Below are 16349 nucleotides of genomic sequence, written 5' to 3'. Positions count from 1 at the left end.
GCTCACACCCCTCCGCGCAGCCGGGCGCCCGGATCGAGCGCGTCCCGCACGCCGTCGCCGAGGACGTTGAGGGCGGCCGTCGTCAGCGCGATCAGCAGACCGGGCGCGATCGTCACGGCGGGCCGGGTGTAGAGGAGCCCCAGGCCGTCCTCGATGATCGTGCCCCAACTGGCGTCGGGAGGCTGGACGCCGACGGACAGGAAGGACAGCGCCGACTCGGTGAGCATCGCGAGTGCGGTCATCAGCGGCACGAACACGATCGCGGTCGGCACCACGTTGGGCAGGACCTCCCGGCGCAGGATGCGCGAGGTGGGCGCGCCCGAGCCGACGGCCGCCTGGATGTACTCCCTGTTGCGCAGCACCAGCACCTGACCCCGCAGGGGCCGTGCGATGTACGGGACATAGATCGCCGCGATGATGGTGACGGGCAGCCAGAGACTTCCCGCGTCGACGGTGACGGGCCCGAGCCTGAGGCCGTTGGTGAGCAGCACCACCGACAGACAGATGGCCAGCAGATACACCGGGAACGCCCAGATGACGTCCAGGAGACGGGAGATGACGGCGTCCACGACCCCGCCCGCGTACCCGGCGACCACCCCCACAGCCGTACCAAGCACGCAGGTGAGCAGCGCCGCCGTGAACCCGATGAACAGGCTCGTACGGCCGCCGTACAGCAGCCGGGCCATGACGTCGCGGCCCTGGTTGTCGGCGCCGAGGAAGTAGTGGGCGGGGTCCCAGGTCGGGCCGATCGGGGTGACGCCGAGGCCGAGGCCGGTGCTGCTCGGGGTGAGCACCGGCACAATCTTCCCGTCGACCACTGTGGAACCGGAGACCTGGGACTGGAAGGGATCGGTGTGGGCGATGTGGTCCGCGTAGAGCGGGGCGCACACGGTCGCCAGCACGACGAGGAGCAGGACCGCGGCGGCGGCCAGGGCGGACCTGTTGCGCAGCAGGTCGCCGGCGGCGGTCCGCCAGGGGCCCGGCGAGCGCCGGGCCCCTGCCGACGGGGCGAGGGTCACTTCACCCACAGCTGCCCGACCAGCATGTAGAACTGCTTGCTGAACCGGTAGTCGCCGACCCGCGTCGACGTGAAGTCGATCATCTTCGGGTTGATCAGCGGGACCACCGGCGACTCGCCCATGATCTCCTGGTCGACGGCCCCCCACTGCTTGTCCGCGCTCGCCTTGTCGGTCTCCGAGGTCTTGATCGCCGCCTGCATCTTCGCGTCGACCGTCTTGTCGCAGAACCCGGAGATGTTGATGCTGGAGTCGCTGCCGGGGTGGTAACTCGCGCAGGACAGCAGCACGTTGAGGAAGTCGGAGGCCGCGGGGTAGTCCTGGTACCAGGACGTCAGGGCCAGCTGCACCTTGTTCCTGGTGTTCTGGATGTAGGTGAACTGGATGTTCCCCGACAGCGGCTTGAGCGTCGCCTTGTAGCCGAGCTGGGTGAGCAGGCTCTGGAGGTACTGCCCGATCGACTTGTTGACGTCGTCGTCCTGCGTGACGATTCCGACCTCCTGCCCGGCCGTACCGGACTGCTTCACCAGCGCCTTGGCCTTGGCGAGGTCCGCCGCCTTCCAGGCAGTACCGCCGCCCTTGGTGTAGGCGCAGGAGTCGACGTGCCCGGGGAAGCCCGGTGGCAGGATCGTGCAGGCGGGCGAGGCGAGGTTGGTGCCGCCGTACAGCCGCACCACGGCGGACCGGTCCACGGCCCAGTTGATCGCCTGCCGTGCCAACTTGTTGTTGAACGGGGCCGTGTTGACGTTGAGCGTTGCGTACCAGAACGCGGTCAGCGGGTTCACATGGGCCTGGGAGGCGTACTTGGTGCCGATCTCGCCCAGCCGGTCGGCGGGCGGGGCGTCGAACATCCAGTCCGCCTGTCCGTTCTCCACCGCGGTCACCTCGGACTCGACCGTCTGCCCGAAGGTGTAGTCGACGACGTCCGGGTAGCCCTGCGGCTCCGCCTCGCGCGACCACTCCTTGAAGTGCGGGTTGCGCACCAGCTTCAAGGCCCGGTTCGGGTCGTACGAGGCCGCCATGTAGGGGCCGGTCGACGGCAGCGGCTTGGTCCCGGCGTCCTTCGTGGGTGAGTCCTTCGGTACGACGACGGCGTGCGGGACGGCGAGTTTGTACGCGAACTCGGGGTCCGGGGCGGTCAGGTTGATGGTGACCGTGCTGGTCTCGGCGTCGCCGATCACGCCCTTGGGCAGGGTGCAGGAGGCAGGCGTCTTCAGGCAGGCGTCGGCGCCGACGATGCCGTTGTAGAAGGTGCCCGCGGTGGGGCTGGAGACCTTGAAGATGCGCTGGAAGGACGCCACCACGTCGTCCGTGGTCAGGGGCTTGCCGTTGGAGAAGGTGACGCCCTTGCGGAGCGTGAAGGTGTACGTCTTGCCGCCGTTGGTGACCTTCGGCAGGGCGGTCGCCAGGTCCGGCACCACCGTGAAGGACTCCTGCCCGCCGACCTTCTTGAACGCGAGCAGCCCGTCGTACATGGACTGGAACAACTGCCAGTACTGGAGTGTGTAGTTGACCTGAGGGTCGAAGCTGCCGGCGGCCGCGTGGGCGACGAGCTTGAGCGTGCCGCCCTTGTGCTGGGCCTGGAACGCGGAGGAACCGGAGCCGGACGAACTCGGGGCGGCGGAGGACCCCGTGTGGGGGGAGGACGAACAGGCGGCGGCGGTGAGGGTGAGGGCGACGGTGGCGGCGGCGAGCGCGCCCCGTCTCTTGATGCGGGCCATGGCGGACAACTCCCGTGTCAGTCGGTGGAGTCGAGGAACTCGCCGACGATCCGGAGGTAGAGCTCCTCCTCCTCGACGTGCGGCATGTGGCTCGAGTGCTCGAACATGTGCCAGCGCACATCGGGGATGTGGTCGGCGAAGGGGCGGACGGTCTCGGGGGTCGCCTCGTCGAAGCGTCCGGACACCAGCAGGGTCGGCACCTCGATCAGGTGCAGTCGGTCGATGACCGACCAGTCCTTGAGGGTGCCGACGACATGGAACTCGTTGGGACCGTTCATCGTGTGGTACACGGTCGGATCGGCCGCGATGTTCTCCCACGTGGCCTGCACTTCGGGCGGGTTGGGTGTCAGTCGGCACACGTGTCGTTCGTTGAAGACCTGTTCGGCCGCCTGGTAGTCGGGATGGTCCGTGGTCCCGGCCGCCTCGTGGGCGTGCAGGGTGCGCTGGACCTCCTCGGGGAGCGCGGCGCGCAGCTCGGCGGCCGCCTCCAGCCACAGCCCCATGGACGCGGGGGAGTTGGCGATCACCAGTCCCCGCAGTCCGGCGGGTCGCCGTACCGCGTGTTCGGCGGCGAGCATGCCGCCCCAGGACTGCCCCAGAACGTGGTAGCCATCGGCGATGCCCAACCCCTCGAGCAGGGTGTCGAGTTCGTCGAGGAAGAGCTGGACGGTCCAGAAGTCGGCGCCCCGGTCGGGCAGATGGGTGGAGTTCCCGGTGCCGAGCTGGTCGTAGTGGATCACGGGACGGCCCTGCCGGGAGATGCCCGCGATGCTGAGGGTGTAGTGGTGGCCGGCGCCGGGACCGCCGTGCAGGACCACCAGGGGTGTCCTGCCCGGCTCGCCGGTGATCCGGTACCAGGTGGAATGCCCGTTGAAGTCGACGGTTCCGGTGTGGTTCGGTGCGGGGATCGCCACGAAGAGCCTCCCAGACCGGTCGGAACCAGCCGACCGCTGTCTGAAAATAGTTGGGTGTGACGGATGGGTGAGATAGTGGGGCTGTAAAAGGTCAGTCCACAAGACCTTTTAGCTGGGGCAGGGAAAGACGTAACGACGGGTTCACACGGCCCGGGTCCGTTTACAGGAACGACGACTTACGGGAGGGCAACTGACATCCGCATCCGAACCCGGTGACGAGTTCTCGCGCGTCCTCGACCGGGTGCTGCTCGGCGACGGCCCGACGGCCTCGCTGCGCCCGGTCCGGGTGACCTCTGCCGTCGACGAGGTCACCGACCGGCTTCTCACCGCCATCGCCGTCGGCGACTTCCTGGCCGGTGAACGCCTGCCGGCCGAACGCGAGCTCACCGCACTGCTGCACGTCAGTCGCCCTACCGTGCGCGAGGCCGTGGCCCGCCTTCAGGCGCTCGGGGTCATCGAGATCCGCCGGGGGCGCAACGGCGGGGCGTTCGTCCGGGACAGCTGGACCGAGTCCTCCGGGGCAGCGGTCCGCCGTACGCTGCTGCCCCGCTGGGAGGAGTTCGAGCAGCTCTTCGACCTGCGCGGACTGGTGGAGGGCATGGTGGCCGCGACGGCCGCCCGGCGGCGCCGGCCCGAGGATCTGGAGCCGATGCGCGAGGCGCTGTCCGCGCACCTCTCCGCGAGCACACCCCGCGAGGAGCAGGCCGCCGACAGCGCGTTCCACCGGGCGATCTGCGAGGCCACCCGCAACCCGCAGATCGCCCAGCTCAGCCAGGACCTGCTGACCCGCATCAGCCTGGGCTTCCCGGTCGAGCCGTGGGGCAGGGGCGAGCGGTCCCACCATGAGCGGGCCGGTCACGGGCACACCGCGCTCTACGAGGCCGTGGCGGCGGGTGAGCCGGAACGCGCCGAGGAGATCGCGAGGGAGCACTTCATGATCAGCGCGGAGATGATCCGGGAGGTGCTGGCCCGGGTGCGGGCGTCTCCGGCCCCCTGATCGCGGGTGAGGACGGGTCGGGTCCCTTGACCGCGGGTGCGGACGGGTCGGGCCCCTTGGCCGCGGGTGCGGACGGCTTGGGCCCCTTGGCCGCGGGTGCGGGCGGCTCGGGTCCCTTGACCGCGGGTGCGGATGGCTCGGGCCCCCTGCCCCGCGGGTGCGGATGGCTCGGGCCGGCTGACCCGCGGGTGCGGGCGGCTCGGGCCCCCGACCGGGGTGCAGGCGGCCCAGGCCCACCCGCGCCGCGGCCGGACCGCCCCTTAGACCTCCCGGTGATCGATCCCCAGCAGACTCGCCGCCGCCCCGAAATCGGCGCCGTGCCGGCCCACCGCGAGCGACCAGTGATGCCCGACCCCCGTGGCGCTCCACGCGTCCACCCACTCCCCGGGGTCCCGGCCGAAGTCCACCCGGCTGGTCGTGTTGCCGATCTCCAGCACCGGTCCGGGGACGACCGTGCCCTCGGACGTGACGAAGGACAGACTGCCGTCCGCGTCCTGGCCGAGCCCGAGGAGGGTGACCGGCCCCGGCCGGACGTCGAACTCCACGCTGACGCCCCAGCCGCGCTTGCCGTGGTAGACGCCGAGCCCCCGCAGCAGGGGATCCCGGGAGCTGAGCGCCAGATGGGCGGGCCCGTCGTGGCCCATCTCCACCACGCCGTCCTCGAAGTTCAGCGCCTGGATCTCCGTGAAGGAACCGCCCGCGCCGATGCTCTGCGAGGCCAACTGGGCGATGCTGGTGCGCAGTTCGAACTCACCGGCCGCGGGCACCCCCCGGGCGGTCAGCAGCGAGGCGCCCAGGATCATCCCGGCACCCAGCCGCTCGTGCAACTCGCCGTCGAGACCCCGGTGGTAGTACGCGAGGGAGTCGAGCTGAAAGTCCTCCACCAGCCGGTCCAGGGCCACCGACACGGTCGCGCCCCAGGTGAAGTCCTCGTCGACCACGCTGTCGTCGACGCTGAACAGCCCGCGCGCCAGCGCCACCCGCTCCCGGGTCTCCGCCTCGGTGACCTTCTCCACCCGCTGCCGCAGGTCGTCGAACTCCAGCACCTCGACATGCGAGCCGAACGTCGCGGAGAGCAGCGTCGGGTCGGTCTGCACATCGAGCATCCCGGGATACACGTGCCCCATCAGCCCGTGCCGGGCGTGCCGCAGTGCGGCCCGGACGTGCGCGGCCCGCACCCACCGCTCGACGCGCCGCCACGCCGACTCCTGCCGCAGCCAGCCGGACACCGACCGGAAGGGGATCCCGGCCCGCCGGAAGACGTTGCCGACCTCCGGCACCGAGCACTGCGAGCAGTACGCCAGCCAGGCACCCGTGTCGAAGGACGCGTGGTCCATCCGCTCGGACGGCTGGAGGTCGACGACCAGGACCGGGGTGTGGGTCCGCTGGGCGATCGGCAGCACCATCGACGAGGTCAGGTACGTCGTCAGGAACAGCACGATCAGATCGCAGTCCGCCCGGCGCAGCCGCTCGGCGGCGGCCGCGCCCTCCTGGGCGTCGGAGACGAACCCGGCGTCCGTCACCTCCGCGTCCAACTGCCCCAGCCGCTCGGCGACATAGGCCGCCGACTCCTTCAACTGGGGCAGCAGACCGGGGAACTGCGGCCAGTAGGTGCCGAGTCCGCCGGAGACCAGCCCGATCCGCGGGCGGCGACGGGTCACGGGCGGGAGCAACTCGGCCAGGGCGGCTTCCCGTTCACCGGGACGGGTCGTGGTGGATTCGGTCGTCGCCATGGTCGGCGCTCCTTCGGTGGTCGGTTCAGGTCTGCGCGACCCTGACGTCGGCCGGAGCGGTGACGTCCGGGGACGCGCGGGGCACGAGGACTCGCACGATGTAGACGCCCGCGACGGCGGACAGCGCCATGCACCCGGTGATCACCCACAGCAACAGGCTGGGGCTCCGGTCGAGCAGCGCGGGCGTCACGAACGCGACGCCCGCGAAGACCCCGCGGGAGACGGCGTAGGTGATGCCCTGCGTGGTGCCCCGGGTGTCCGCGGGCAGCGTCAGCTGCGACCACACCTTGTAGTTGGCCTCGCCCGCGAAGGGATAGGACAACTGGTAGAGGACGTAGAAGACGAGGAAGCCCACGATGGCGCCGAGGGTGAGAGTGCCGATCGCGAAGGCGGCGATCTGCACGACCGTGGCGACGTAGAACATCTTGTCGCGCCGCGGGCCGTCGGCGATCCGCACGAAGGCGAGCGTCAGGAGCAGTCCGATCGGCAGACAGGCGAGGTTGATGCCGGTGGCCACGCTCTGCGAGGCCCCGCTGACGGTGACCAGCAGATACGTCGTGAACTGGCCCATGGTGTTGGCGCCGAGGCCCCAGGTGACGTAGAAGGCGAAGGTGGCGAGCATGGGGACCAGGGCGGCCCGGGTCCAGACGTTCTTCAGTGCCACGCCCTGCTGCTCGGCCGGCTTCTCCACGGGCACCCGGTCCTGCTCCGGATCCGGTCCGGTGGCCAGCTCCAGCCGGGAGCGCAGATGCCAGGTGAGGAGTGCGGCGACCGCCAGATGGGCGGTGATGAGGCGGGCGCCGAGCATGCCGGTGTCCGACAGGGCGAAGCCGGCGAAGACCACGACGATGATGCCCAGCATCCACATGACCTGCGTGAACGCGATGAGCCTGCCCCTGGCGTGGTCGGGGGCCGCGTCCGAGACGACCGCCAGGGAGGTCGGCAGGTCGGCGCCGGCCGCGAGACCGGCGAGCAGGACACCCACCAGAAGGGTGATGTCGTCGGGCGCCACCGTGATGACGATCGCCCCGACGGCGTAGCAGAGGATGTCGAGGTTGTAGAGACGGCGACGGCCGAAGACGTCGGCGAGACGGCCGCCGACCAGGGATCCGACCGCGATGCAGATGGTGACGATCGCGCTGATCGCACCGGCCATCCAGACACCCATGTCGTAGGCGTCGCGGTAGATGGCCAGGTTGACGCCGATGCTGACGATGAGTGCGGCGTCGAGGTAGGACGCCATGCCGGAGAGCGTCGCGACCTTCCACAGGCGCTTCTCGATGGGTGGTTCCGGCTGGTTCGGGGCAGGGGAGGTTCGGGCCATGATGCGGCTCCGTCTGGGGAGAGTGGGTCCGAGCGGAGGGGGACGTCGCTGTTCTCGGCCGATGTCCAGCGACTATAGGAGCGTAAAAACGTTCCAACAAGACGTCATGCGGCCATCCGTGGAAACGACCTGACGGCCCCGCAGCCCTGGTGGGCTCCTCGGGACTGTCTTACGGTGAGGCTGATGTAAAACGTTTTTGATCCGTGAGAGTGTCCGGGCCGTAGTCGGAAGGACCTATCCGTGATCTCTCCAGCCCTGCGACAGCTGTTCGACAACCCGCCCCGGGACTTCGGGCCCACCCCGCTGTGGTGGTGGTCCGGCGCCAAGGTCACCCGCGAGCGCCTCGCCTGGCAGCTGCGCCGGTTCGCGGACGGCGGCGTCCACAACCTCGTGGTGATCAACCTGGCCCCGGCAGGACCGACCTTCGGCGCCCGCACCGACGACCCGGTGTGGTTCGGCGAGGAGTGGTGGGCCCGCTTCACCGACGCCTGCGAGATCGCCGGTGACCTGGGCACCCGCCTGTGGTTCTACGACCAGATCGGCTTCTCCGGCGCCAATGTCCAGGGCGGCATCACCCGACGGCACCCGGAGGCGGCGGGCCGGGCCCTGCGCTCGCGCACGGCCGTCGTCGCCGGCGGCACGGTCGCGCTGCGGGCCACAGAGACACTGCTCGCGGCGTACGACAGTTCGGGCGTCCGCCTGCCGGTCGGCACTGAGGACTCCGGGCGAGCCGATCTCGCGAGGATCGCGGTTCCCGACGGCACCGAGGTACGCCTGGTCCTCGCCGTCCCCACCGCCTTCGACTACCTGAACCCCCAGGCGGTCGGTCGCCTGTTCGACGCCATTCATCACGAGTACGACCGCCGCGTCCCCGAGTATCTGGGCAACGTCATCGCCGGCAGCTTCCAGGACGAACTGCCCGCCACCAACTCCTGGACCGCCCGGTTCCCCGAGGAGTTCCGCACCCGGCGCGGCTACGACCTCCTCGACCACCTCCCGGCCCTCTTCACGGGCGACACCCCGAAGGCCCGCAAGATCCGCGCCGACTACTACGCCGTCCGTGCCGAACTCACCGAGGAGGCCCTCTTCCGCCCCCTCGCCGCCTGGCACGAGGAGCGCGGCCTGCTCCTGGGCTGCGACCAGAGCCACCCGGCCCGCTCCGGCTACCCGGCCCAGTCGACCCAGCTCTACACCGACTACTTCCGCACCCACCGCTGGTACAGCGCCGCCGGCAGCGACCACCACGGCGACGCCAAGGTGCACTCCTCCATGGCCCACCTCTACGGGCACGAGCGCGTCTGGATCGAGTCGTTCCACTCCTCCGGCTGGGGCGGCACCCTCGAGGAGACCTACGACTGGCTGCTGCCGTTCCTGCGCAGCGGCGCCAACCTGTACAACCCGCACGCCAGTTACTTCGGCACCGCGGGCGGCTGGTTCGAGTGGGCGCCCCCCTCCACCGACTGGCGCCAGCCCTACTGGCAGCAGTACCCCGCCTTCTCCCGAGCGGTCGCCCGGATCTGCTCGATCCTGTCCTGGGGCACCTACAGCGCAGACGTGGCGGTCCTGCACCCCACCGCCACCATGCAGGCCCTCATCCAGCTCGACGCCCCCGTCCAGCACTTCGGCGACGGCCGCCTCGGCGCGCCGCACGCCGACGCCGACGAGACCCAGCGCCACTACCTGGAGCTCTGCGGCACCAACAACTGGCTCGAACCCGCCGTGGGCGCCCTCGACCGCCGCAGCGTCTCCTTCGACGTCATCGACGACGCCTCGGTCCAGGGCGCCAAGGCCGGCGACGGCGCCCTGCGCGTCCGGGACCTGGCGTACACGGCCGTCCTGCTGCCCTCGGCGAGCGTCCTCGAGCACGAGACGGCCCGCCGGCTGACCGAACTCCTCGACGCCGGAGGCCGGGTCGTGGTCGTCGGCCGACCGCCTGAGCACGCCTCGGGAACGTCCGGTGACGACGCCGTCGTGGCAGCGCTGGTGGACCATCCGCGCCTGGAGCGGGTGCCCGACGCCGAGACCGCCGCGGCGGCGGTCGCCGACGCCTCCGGCTACGCCACGGGGGAGGTCCCGTTGCTCGTCCGGAGGAACGGCGACATGGCTGTCGCGCTGGTCACGGGGGCGTTCCCCGACGCCCGTACGCATCCGCCGAGGGGCCGTCACGAGATCGACCCCGCCCGCTACGCCCGCAGCTCCACCGTCACCGTGCGGGGCCCGGTCGCCGAGGCCGAGGTCTGGAACCCCGCGACCGGCGACCGACAGCCCGCACGAGTCACGGTCACCGACGGAGTCTCCACCGTCGAGGTGCCCCTGGAAGGCGCCCCGGCCGCCCTCGTCGTATGGCGGGAGGGCCCGCCGACGGACGACACACCTCCGCCCGCACGGCCGGAGCCGCAGGCCGCCCAGACCCTCGACCTGTCGAGCGGCTGGGAGGGCAGCCTCGTCCCCACGATGGACAACACCTGGGGCGACCTGGCGCTGCCCGCCGGATCGTCCGTCGCCGAGCCGCAGATCTGGACCATGCGGTGGAGCGAGGGCGACGGCCCCTGGGAACGGGCACGCGTGACCTACGGCAACCGGGTCCGAGTCCTCCCGCCCGTACCGTCCGCCCAGGCGCCGGCTCCCCTCGACGCGGCCGCCGTCGAGCAAGTCCTGTCAGGGCAGCGGGAGTTGGCTCCAGCCGGGTGGGAGGTCTCGCTGTACTCGTCGAGCCGCGGCATCCCGGATCCGAACGGGCTGCTGGGCAACAAGGGCCTCGTCCCCGAGGAGTTCGTCCGCGTTCCGGTGCCCGGGCCGGGCCTCGTCGCCCGGGTCAGGACCGTCGTGCAGACCGACCACCGCGGACCCGCCGACCTGCACATCGGCGCGGCAGCGACCAAACGCGTGTGGTGGAACGGCAGCAGGGTCGACGTCAGTGGCGGCTACCTCGCCTGCGCCCGGGTGGAGGTGGAGCGGGCGCGCAACGTACTGGAGTACGAGCTGTCCGACGCCCAGGACCGCCCGCAGACCATCTCGGGTGTCGCCGGCACCCCCTTGGGCAGCTTCTTCTGCCTGTCCCGTCCGGACGAGTTCGCACCGCGCCCGCTGTTCATGAGGGTCCCCGACGACGTCCGCCCGGACGGCCGCGTGACCTACCGCGGCCGGATCGGCACCGCGGGCACGACGGCGGTCCTCGTCGTGGGCGCCGCGGTGGGCGTGACCGTCCTGCTCGACGGAGCCGTCGTGGCACGGCAGGAGAAGGTCGAGTACTACGAGTCCGACTGGGGCGCGGTGCCGATGTTCTTCCGGCACGAACTGGCCCTGAACGCGGGCGATCACGTCCTGGAACTCGTGACCGACAGCGTCGACGCCCGGGACGCGGTGTTCGTCGACCTGGTGGCGGACACCACCGCCCTGGTCAGCGGCCCCGGTTGGGAGGCGCGGACGGGGGAGTGGAGCGGGCTCACCGTCGAACACGAGGGCCGCTGGGGCGAGTTGCAGCACTGTGCCGCGGCGGTACGACCGCACCCCCTGCCCGGGGCCGAGTGGTTGGCCGGAGCCCCGGTGCTCGGCTCCGCCGTACTGCCGCTCCGGGCCACCGACGACGTCCGGGAGGCCGAGCAGCGCTTCCGGTTCACCGTGCCCGCGGGAACCGTGTCCCTGGAGCTGCCGGTGGAGCTTCCGGCCCGGGTGAGGGTCGGCGGCGAAGCTGAAGTCGAGCTGGCTGAGCCCGCGTTGACGCTCGACCGACCTCTCGCCGAAGCAACGGAGTGCGAAGTCGTCACCGCCCCCACGGCCGTCCTGCGCGGCGGTTCGGCCTGGCGCGGGCCGGTGCGGGTGCGCACGGTTCCGGCACCCCTGCCGCCGGGGGAGTGGGGCGAGTTCGGACTGGGCGGCTGGAGCGGAGGCGTGACGTACACGCGGACCCTTGAGTTGCCGGCCGGGCCGGATCCGGTGCTGGACCTGGGACGGGTGCGGGGCAGCGCGGCGGTGACCGTCGACGGGGAACTCGTCGGGGAGGCCTTCTGCGCGCCGTACCGCTTCGCCCTGCGCGGCTGCGCCGGGCGTACCGTGCGCCTCGACGTGACCGTCCACAACACCCTGGCGCCCTACCTCGCCGAGGCCACCCCGACCGCCTGGGCGTTCCCCTCGCAGCTGCCGTCCGGTCTGCTGGGTCCGGTGACGCTAGAAAGGCCCGTCGGAGGCTGACCGGGTGGAGTCCCGCAGGACCATGTCCGGCGCGAACACCCTTGCCTCGTGGGCGTGTTCGGTCCCCGCCTCCACCTCGTCGAGGAGCATCTCCACGGCCGCCCTGCCGAGCTCCTCGACAGGCTGGCGGACCGTGGTGAGAGTAGTGCCCACGAAACTCGCGATGTCCAGATCGCCGTATCCGACCACCTGCACGTCCTCCGGGACCTTCACACCGCGCTCGCCGAGTGCGCGGCACAGTCCCGCCGCCAGGAAGTCGTTGGTGCAGAAGACGGCGTCGGGCAGGTCGTCGAGACTCCGGGCTGTGGCTGTGCCGTACGCCACCGTCATCTCCTCGGCGACGACCTGCCCGAGGCGGGCCTCGCGCCGGGTGCGTACGGCCTGGCGGGCGCCCTGGTAGCGGTCGGCGCACTGACGGATCGTACGGTCGCCGTTGACGACGAGGATGTCGCGCGCCCCGTGGTCCAGCAGGTGCTGCACTGCCATGCGGCCGCCGGCGATGTCGTCCACGGAGACCGAACAGCCCTCCTGGGCGGGCATCGCGCGGTCCGCCAGGACCAGCGGAATTCCACGCTCGCGCAGCCGCGACAGCCTGGTGGGGTCGGCGCTGAGCGGCACCACCACCGCGCCCACCGCCCGCTGTTCGACCAGCATGGTGAAGTAGCCCTGCTCCCGCTCGGCGTCGTCGCCGCTGTCGCAGAGCACCAGGGAGTAGCCGTGCTCGTACGCCGCGTCCGCGGCCCCGCGCGCGATGCGTGAGTAGAACGAGTTGGCCACGTCCGGCAGCACGAGGCCGATCGACGAGGAGTGACCGGTGCGCAGACCGGCGGCTCCCGGGTGCGGGACGTAGTCGAGCGCGGCGACCGCGTCACGGACCCGCTCGGCGGTGCGGGCATTGACCCGCTCCGGCCGGTTCAGCACGTTCGACACCGTGGACACGGAGACTCCGGCTGCGGCGGCGACGTCCTGGATGCGGGCGGGGCGAAGCGAAATGGCGTCCACCCCCTCGCTGTTGCGGCCGTTCGACCGGGCGGCGCAATTCTACCCTCGCGGTACGTGAAACGTTTTTCGCGTGGACGGCGACGGACACCGACGGGGCGGTCATCGAAAATCCGGTGAACCTGCACACCGTTCCGCATCGGCTCGGAACCGGCCCGGAACGCCGGCGTGGTTGTGCCGTCACATGCCTTTTGCGTGTCGGTGCGACGGCGAAGTCTGTGAAGGAAATGACGTGCTCGGTGAGCGGGTTGCGACGCCGGTGAAGCCGGGCGCGACCGCCGACGGGGAGCGACTGGCAGTCATGCCCTGGTCATGCTTCGATCCGGGAGCCGTCCCCGGCATTGCTTCCGCGAAAGGAAACGCACGTCATGAACTCCGCTCCCCGCTTCGAGACCATCGAGATCAACGACGCGGACCTCGACACCATCTCCGGTGGTGTGGCCGTCGCCGCGACCTCCGGCCTTCACGTCGAGGCCGGTCCGCTCGCCGTCTGCGCCGACCTCGGTGCGTTCGTCTCGGCCCAGGGTGTCGCCGCGCACGCGAACGCCGACGTCGTCCTCGGCTGAACAAGGCCCCGCACGTTCCGAGGGCCCCGGATCCGCTGATCCGGGGCCCTTGGTGTTTCCTCTGGAGGGCGACCGTCCCGACACCGCCGACGAGGGAGACTTCCGTGAGCGACACCGAGCCGGCCGGCCCGCCGGCCCCACTGCTGCTGGCCGACGGCAGGCCCGCCGCCGAGGCGTGGTCGCTCGACCCCGCCCAACGGCACCTCAACCACGGGTCGTTCGGGGCGGTGCCCCTGGTGGCGCAGGAACGCCAGCAGGCCCTGCGCGCCGAGATGGAACGCTCACCCGTGGTGTGGTTCCCGGCGCTGCCGCAGCGCATCGCGGCGGCCCGGGTCGAACTCGCGGCCTTCCTCGACGTCGACCCGGGCGATCTGGCCCTGGTGCCCAACGCCAGTGCCGGGGCGAGCGTCGTCCACCAGGCACTCACCAGGCGCCGTGGCGGCGAGATCGTCGTCACCGACCACGGCTACGGGGCCGTGAGCATGGGCGCCGAGCGGCTGGCCCGCCGCTGGGGCGGTCGGGTGCGCACCGTCCACGTCCCGCTGGGCGCCGACGAGGACGCGGCGTACGAGGCCGTCGTGGCCTCGCTGAGCGCCGACACCGACCTCGTGGTCCTCGACCAGATCACCTCGGCGACCGCCCGCCGGCTGCCGGTGGAGCGGATCGGCGCGGAGGCCGGGCGTCGCGACATCCCGGTGCTCGTGGACGGCGCCCACGCACCGGGCCTTCTCGCATCGCCGCTCGCGGGGGCGACGTACGACTTCTGGACCGGCAACCTGCACAAATGGGGCTGCGCACCCCGCGGTACGGCCGCGCTGGTCGCCCGCGGACCGCTGCGCGAAGCGCTCCACCCCCTGATCGACTCGTGGGGCGCGCACGATCCGTACCCCGACCGCTTCGACCAGCAGGGCACCCTGGACGCCACCGCCCACCTCGCCGCGCCGACCGCTCTCGCCTTCGTCGCCGACACGTGGGGGTGGGCCGCCGCCCGCCGCTACATGGACCGGCTCGCGGACTACGGGGCTCAGGTGATCGGCGCCGCCTTCGCCGACCTCACGGGCGCCGACAGCGCGGTCGACGTCGGCATGCCCGTGCCCGGCATGCGTCTGGTGCGGCTGCCCGACGGCCTCGGCCTCACCCGCCTCGACGCCGATGCCCTGCGCGACCGGGTGGCCGGAGAACTCGACGTCGAGGCCGCCTTCACCAGCTTCGACGGCATCGGCTATCTGCGGCTGTCCGCGCACGTCTACAACACGGCCGAGGACTACGAGTACTTCGCCGAGAAGTGCGTCCCGGTCCTCGGCGAGTGGGCCAGGGCGGCGAGCCGGCCCTGATCCCGCGGTCCGTTCCGGGGCCCGGCGTGGCCCCCGGAACGGATCAATGCGCACCGAGGGCGGATCAGACCGCCGACGGGTACGTCGGGTACTCGACCCCCGAGACGTGCTGGACGACCCGGATGACCTGGCAGGAGTAGCCGAACTCGTTGTCGTACCAGAGGTAGAGGATCGCGTTGTCGCCGTCGACCTTGGTGGCGCCCGCGTCGATGATCGAGGCGTGGCGGGAGCCGACGAAGTCCATGGAGACCGCGTCCGGGGCCGTCGTGAAGTCGATCTGGCGCTTGAGCGGAGAGGTCAGGGAGACGTCACGCAGGTAGTCCAGGACCTCCTCACGGGTGGTCTCGCGGCCCAGCCGCAGGCTGAGGATCGCGATCGAGACGTCCGGCACCGGCACCCGGATCGAGCTGCCGGTGATCGGCGCCTTGAGGTCGGGCAGCGCCTTGGCGACGGCGGAGGCCGCGCCGGTCTCCGTGATGACCATGTTCAGCGGCGCGGAGCGGCCCCGGCGGTCGGCCTTGTGGTAATTGTCCAGCAGGTTCTGGTCGTTGGTGAACGAGTGGACCGTCTCCACGTGGCCGCGCAGCACGCCGTACTCGTCGGCCATCGCCTTGAGCGGGGGCACGATCGCGTTGGTGGTGCAGGACGCGCAGGACAGGATCTGCTCGTCCGGCTTGATCGTGTCGTGGTTGACGCCGTGCACGATGTTGGGGACGTCGCCCTTGCCCGGCGCGGTCAGCACGACCTTGTCGATGCCGGGGCGCAGGTGCTGCGAGAGGCCCTCGCGGTCGCGCCACTTGCCGGTGTTGTCGATGAGGATGGCGTCCTTGATGCCGTACGCCGTGTAGTCGACCTCGGAGGGGTCGTTGGCGTAGATCACCTTGATGGTGTTGCCGTTGGCGATGATCGCGCCCTCGGCCTCGTCGACGGTGATCGTGCCCTGGAACTGACCGTGGATGGAGTCCCGGCGCAGCAGCGAGGCCCGCTTCACCAGGTCCTCGGAGGCCCGCCCGCCGCCGCCCCGGACCACGATCGCGCGCAGCCGCAGACCGTTGCCGGAACCGGCCTTCTCGATCAGCAGCCGTGCGACCAGGCGGCCGATGCGGCCGAAGCCGTAGAGGACGACGTCCCGCGGCTCGCGGCGCTCGATCTTGTTGCCGCCCGTCGCGCCCGCCACGGCCTCGGCGGTGAACTCGGCGACCGACAGGCCCCGTTCGTCGGTCTTGTAGATCTCGGCCAGCCGGCCGATGTCGATCTGCGAGGGGCCGAGGTCCAGCGTGGTGAGGGCCTGGACGAAGGGCAGCGTGTCGGTGACGGAGAGCTCCTCACCGGCGATCTGCCGGGCGAACCGGTGGGTCTTGAGGATGCTGACCACCGACTTGTTCACGAGGGAACGGCTGTGCAGGAGAACCGTTACGTCCCGCTCCCGGTGCAGCCTCCCGATCATCGGGATCATCGATTCCGCGATCTCTTCGCGGTTCTTCCAGTCGGTGAACGAGTCGTCCTTGACAGTCACAGAATTCTCTTTCGAGCTAGGCAGCGCTCATATGCTAA

11 protein-coding genes are annotated in these 16349 nt (G+C 71.0%); 4 read left to right on the top strand and 7 right to left on the bottom strand.

Annotation, left to right across the window (positions count from 1 at the left end):
- Nucleotides 1-2: 2 nt before the first annotated feature.
- From H295_RS0119440 to H295_RS0119430, 3 genes are read right to left on the bottom strand one after another with little or no spacing between them, the layout of a single operon-like run.
- On the bottom strand, nucleotides 3-1028 hold the full coding sequence (locus tag H295_RS0119440; protein ID WP_106960892.1) for an ABC transporter permease: 1026 nt from the start codon (nucleotides 1026-1028) through the stop codon (nucleotides 3-5).
- Nucleotides 1016-2737, bottom strand: a complete 1722-nt coding sequence (locus tag H295_RS0119435; protein WP_020137009.1) for an ABC transporter substrate-binding protein — start codon at nucleotides 2735-2737, stop codon at nucleotides 1016-1018. The genes H295_RS0119440 and H295_RS0119435 overlap by 13 nt, the downstream gene beginning before the upstream one ends.
- Nucleotides 2738-2754: 17 nt before the next feature.
- Nucleotides 2755-3651, bottom strand: a complete 897-nt coding sequence (locus tag H295_RS0119430) for a proline iminopeptidase-family hydrolase (protein WP_020137008.1) — start codon at nucleotides 3649-3651, stop codon at nucleotides 2755-2757.
- Nucleotides 3652-3892: 241 nt separating this feature from the next.
- Between H295_RS0119430 and H295_RS0119425 the strand changes: the two genes are divergently transcribed.
- Entirely contained in the window at nucleotides 3893-4648 is a 756-nt protein-coding gene (locus H295_RS0119425) for a FadR/GntR family transcriptional regulator (RefSeq protein WP_020137007.1), read from the top strand.
- Between the two features lie 260 nt (nucleotides 4649-4908).
- On the opposite strand, the gene H295_RS0119420 is transcribed toward H295_RS0119425, so the two are convergent.
- Nucleotides 4909-6381, bottom strand: a complete 1473-nt coding sequence (locus tag H295_RS0119420; RefSeq protein ID WP_020137006.1) for an L-fucose/L-arabinose isomerase family protein — start codon at nucleotides 6379-6381, stop codon at nucleotides 4909-4911.
- A 25-nt stretch (nucleotides 6382-6406) separates the two neighbouring features.
- Nucleotides 6407-7705 (bottom strand): MFS transporter, encoded by a 1299-nt coding sequence (locus tag H295_RS0119415; RefSeq protein WP_020137005.1) that lies wholly within the window; start codon nucleotides 7703-7705, stop codon nucleotides 6407-6409.
- Between the two features lie 240 nt (nucleotides 7706-7945).
- On the opposite strand from H295_RS0119415, the gene H295_RS0119410 reads away from it, so the two are divergent.
- A complete protein-coding gene (locus H295_RS0119410) occupies nucleotides 7946-11896 on the top strand; it encodes a glycosyl hydrolase (RefSeq protein WP_020137004.1) in 3951 nt (1316 codons plus the stop codon).
- On the opposite strand, the gene H295_RS0119405 is transcribed toward H295_RS0119410, so the two are convergent.
- A complete protein-coding gene (locus H295_RS0119405) occupies nucleotides 11873-12898 on the bottom strand; it encodes a LacI family DNA-binding transcriptional regulator (RefSeq protein ID WP_020137003.1) in 1026 nt (341 codons plus the stop codon). The genes H295_RS0119410 and H295_RS0119405 overlap by 24 nt on opposite strands.
- Nucleotides 12899-13263: 365 nt before the next feature.
- Between H295_RS0119405 and H295_RS0119400 the strand changes: the two genes are divergently transcribed.
- Nucleotides 13264-13461: a hypothetical protein gene (locus tag H295_RS0119400; RefSeq protein WP_020137002.1), complete on the top strand. Its 198-nt coding sequence runs from the start codon at nucleotides 13264-13266 to the stop codon at nucleotides 13459-13461.
- 104 nt (nucleotides 13462-13565) lie between these two features.
- Complete coding sequence (locus H295_RS0119395; RefSeq protein WP_020137001.1) at nucleotides 13566-14795, top strand: aminotransferase class V-fold PLP-dependent enzyme; 1230 nt, start codon at nucleotides 13566-13568, stop codon at nucleotides 14793-14795.
- A gap of 64 nt (nucleotides 14796-14859) precedes the next feature.
- Here H295_RS0119395 and H295_RS0119390 read toward each other — a convergent pair whose 3' ends face one another.
- On the bottom strand, nucleotides 14860-16311 hold the full coding sequence (locus tag H295_RS0119390) for a glyceraldehyde-3-phosphate dehydrogenase (protein WP_020137000.1): 1452 nt from the start codon (nucleotides 16309-16311) through the stop codon (nucleotides 14860-14862).
- Nucleotides 16312-16349: the final 38 nt, after the last annotated feature.

The sequence above is a fragment of the Streptomyces sp. 351MFTsu5.1 genome (assembly GCF_000383655.1).
GTDB lineage: Bacteria > Actinomycetota > Actinomycetes > Streptomycetales > Streptomycetaceae > Streptomyces > Streptomyces griseorubiginosus.
This window is presented reverse-complemented; position numbering and strand designations above follow the sequence as displayed.